This window comes from Arthrobacter crystallopoietes BAB-32 (assembly GCF_000328305.2).
Taxonomy (GTDB): domain Bacteria; phylum Actinomycetota; class Actinomycetes; order Actinomycetales; family Micrococcaceae; genus Crystallibacter; species Crystallibacter crystallopoietes_A.
Window position 1 is genome coordinate 1 of the sequence record NZ_ANPE02000052.1, and the last position, 3,036, is coordinate 3,036.

At 68.1% G+C, this 3,036-nt stretch carries 3 protein-coding genes; 1 reads left to right on the forward strand and 2 read right to left on the reverse strand.

Features of this window, described 5'->3' with window-relative positions:
- Window positions 1-103 precede the first annotated feature (103 nt).
- Complete coding sequence (locus D477_RS01325; protein WP_005266515.1) at window positions 104-457, reverse strand: hypothetical protein; 354 nt, start codon at window positions 455-457, stop codon at window positions 104-106.
- Window positions 458-889: 432 nt separating this feature from the next.
- Here D477_RS01325 and D477_RS01330 point away from each other — a divergent pair, with 432 nt between their 5' ends.
- Window positions 890-2,635: a phosphodiester glycosidase family protein gene (locus tag D477_RS01330; protein WP_005266517.1), complete on the forward strand. Its 1,746-nt coding sequence runs from the start codon at window positions 890-892 to the stop codon at window positions 2,633-2,635.
- A gap of 26 nt (window positions 2,636-2,661) precedes the next feature.
- Here the strand turns inward: D477_RS01330 and D477_RS01335 are convergent.
- Window positions 2,662-3,036: HNH endonuclease signature motif containing protein (locus tag D477_RS01335; RefSeq protein ID WP_150109940.1), on the reverse strand; the 375-nt coding region annotated here is incomplete at its 5' end.

Genomic DNA, 3,036 nt, shown 5'->3' on the forward strand with positions numbered 1-3,036 from the left:
GAGCCGCCGGAGCCGCCGGAGCCGCCGGAGCCAGCCGACGCACCATTGGCACCGTCCCCTTGGAGGGGGCGTTAGAGCGGCGGCCGGGTTCCAAAGGCGCTGCTCAGGTGCCCCCGGCCTTGTAGTCGAGGTAGGTGCGGGCGGGCGGCGGTGCCTCCAGCATCTCCGCCGTGATGCCGTGGATCTCCTCGATCTTCTGCCGGAACCAAACGTCGAAAGGATCGTCGGAGCGGGCAATCGTCCTGAACGCCTTCGCCAGGTCGTCCGCCTCCTGAAAGATGCCAATGGAATCACCCTCGGGGGTCTCCAGCAGGGAGACGACTTCCCGGACGATCCCCGCCCGCTGCCGTGAGCGGATCCACTCTTCGCGCCGGGCTCCACGGCACTCTTCGACGAGCGCAGCCCAGTCCTGTTTCTTGCCGGGCAGGATGGCTGCCGACCACGCCATGCATTCCATGGCGGCTCCCTCCTAAAGACGTTGCGCCCATGATAGGACCGCGGGGCGGACCGCCCCATACCTGATTTGAGGGAGCGCCCTGCCGCTACTGCTCCACCTGCCGGCGGCGATCGCTGGGCGCCTCGGCCGGCCAGCGACAGGAAGCGGCGGCGGCCCGTCAGGAACAGGGGAGAAGGCAAGGCAGAACTCCTGTGAAGTGGGGGAATCAACAAGGTGCTGGAACTGCCCCTTCAGCTATTCGCAGCCGGGCGAATTGTTTGATCCCGGCAAGTAAATCCGCAGTATCCACCGGGAAGCGCGCCTTGAACGTTTGGCGCCGAGGATGAACAGGCGGCATCCGGACGGCATCGGCTCCTGAACCTTTGGCCAACACTCGCGGAACCGCCGCGGTTTTCCGGATTTTCGGCCCGACGGCCCCTCTACCTTGAGCCTGTGACTACTCCAGCCCTCCCCAACCCGCACGACGTCCCGAAGCGTGATGCTTCCCGCACCCGCCGCCTGGCTGCTTCCCGCACCCGCCGCCTGGCTGCTTCCGCCGCCGCCGCAGCCGCTGGAGCCCTTGTCCTGCCGCTCGCAGTATCCGGCACCGCCACCGCCGTGCCGGAGCACCGGGACGCAGCCGGCTCCGTAGCCACTCCGGCCCAGGGGACCGCAGCTGCTGCCTCCGCCACTCTGGACCTCGGCGCAGACGACCTGCCCGAGACCCGTACCGAAACCCAGCTGGCTCCCGGCGTGACCCACACGGCCATCAACCGCGGGATCGCCAAGAACCAGCTGGCCTGGACCGTCGAGGTGAAGCTGCCCTCCGGCGCCGCAGGCGTAGCCGATGCCGCCGTGGCTGACGAGGAAACCGCGCGCCGGGTCGCCGCAAAGCTGGCAGCCGCCGGCATCGATGTCAGGGTCGAGCACGTCGTCGCCGAACAGCTCGCCGATTCCGGCGGAGACCTCGGCTACCGCGTCCGTGCCGGCAAGTTCAGCAGCCGCGAGGAGGGCGCCGAAACCGCCGCGAGGGTCAAGGCAGCCGGATACGCTTCCTCCGTCTGGTACACCGGATGGGACGGCGATTCCGCCGGCGCGGACCAGCAGCGCGGTCCGTGGAACCTGGAAGTCCTGACCATTGACCCGAAGAAGTTCGACGGCGGATTGGCGGCATCGTTCGGGTCCGACCTCGAGCAGCGGGAAACCACGAGCGAACTGGCAGCCGCGGCAGGCGCGCTGGCCGCGGTCAACGGCGGCTTCTTCGTCTTCAACTCGGCGCACGGCGCCGAAGGGGATCCCGCCGGTGCCGCTGCCTATGCAGGCGAGGTCCTCAGTGAATCCGTAGGCGACCGTCCCTCACTGGTGATCGATGGCCCCAAGGCAAGCGCCGCCGTCGAACGCACCACCTGGCGCGGGACGGTGGCGGCCGGGAACCAGCGCCTTGACCTCGACGGAATCAACCGCGTGCCCGGCCTCATCCGAAACTGCGGCGGTGCAGATGATATGCCGACGAACGCGCCGAAGCACGATGCCACCTGCACGGACGCCAACGAACTGGTTGCGTTCACGGGCGACTTCGGTCCGACCACCCCGGCCGGCCCCGGACTGGAAGTCGTGCTGGATTCCCGCGGCAAAGTGACAGCAGTCAACCGCACCCGCGGTACCGCAGTACCCGAGGGCGGCCGGACTATCCAGGCCACCGGCACGGAAGCCGGACGCCTGGCCGAACTCGCCGGGCGCGGGATTCCACTGAAGGTCGACTCCGTGCTCGCCGGTGAAAGCGGCAAGGACCTCCGGCTGGGCAAGGACAGCCACGTGGTCAACGGCGGCCCGCTGCTGCTGCAGGACGGCCGATTCATGGTTACCGCAGCCCGCGACGGCATGGTCCACGCCGACAACCCGGGGATGTTCTACGGCTGGGTGCACCAGCGCAACCCGCGCACCATCGCCGGCACCGACGCCGAAGGCCGGCTCATCCTCGTCACAGCAGATGGACGGCAGACCTCCTCGCTCGGCTTGAGAATTTATGAGGCAGCCACCGTCGCGAAATCCCTGGGCATGGTGGACGCTGTCAACCTGGACGGCGGCGGAGCGACCACTATGGTGGCTGGGAACGCGGTCCTCAACACGCCGTCCAATGAGGGCGGAGCCGAACGGGCAGTCGGCGACGCGCTGCTGGTGCTCCCAGCGAGGAAGTAAGGCGGAGGGCCGCTGCTCCATCCCTGTCAGAAGGGTGGTGGTTCGGGGTTGTCGAAGGGGTCTGGTGGTGGCGGTGGTGGTGGTTGGACGCCGTGGGAGATCCAGGATCCGTCGGGGTAGCTGGTGTAGGCGTGGCGGGATTTGGTCTGGTGGTGGAGGACGCCGTTGTCGCCTTGCCAGACGCGGCCGCCGTCAGCGTGCTTCGACAGATGATCGGATTTGCAGCGCAGTGCAAGATTATCCAGTTCGGTCTTGCCGCCGTGCTCCCAGGCCAGGGTATGGTCGAGTTCGCAGTCCTTCCAGTGGGTGCGGCAGCCCAGTCCCCGGCAGGTCCCGTCGCGGAGCCGGACTTCGCGTTTGAGCCATTCGGGCGGGTGTCTCATTTCGCGGGCGACCATCAC

What these genes read in the sequence shown, in the direction of transcription:
- D477_RS01325 (WP_005266515.1), bottom strand. Translation starts at nt 457, where the DNA reads ATGGAATGCATGGCGTGGTCGGCAGCCATCCTGCCCGGCAAGAAACAG.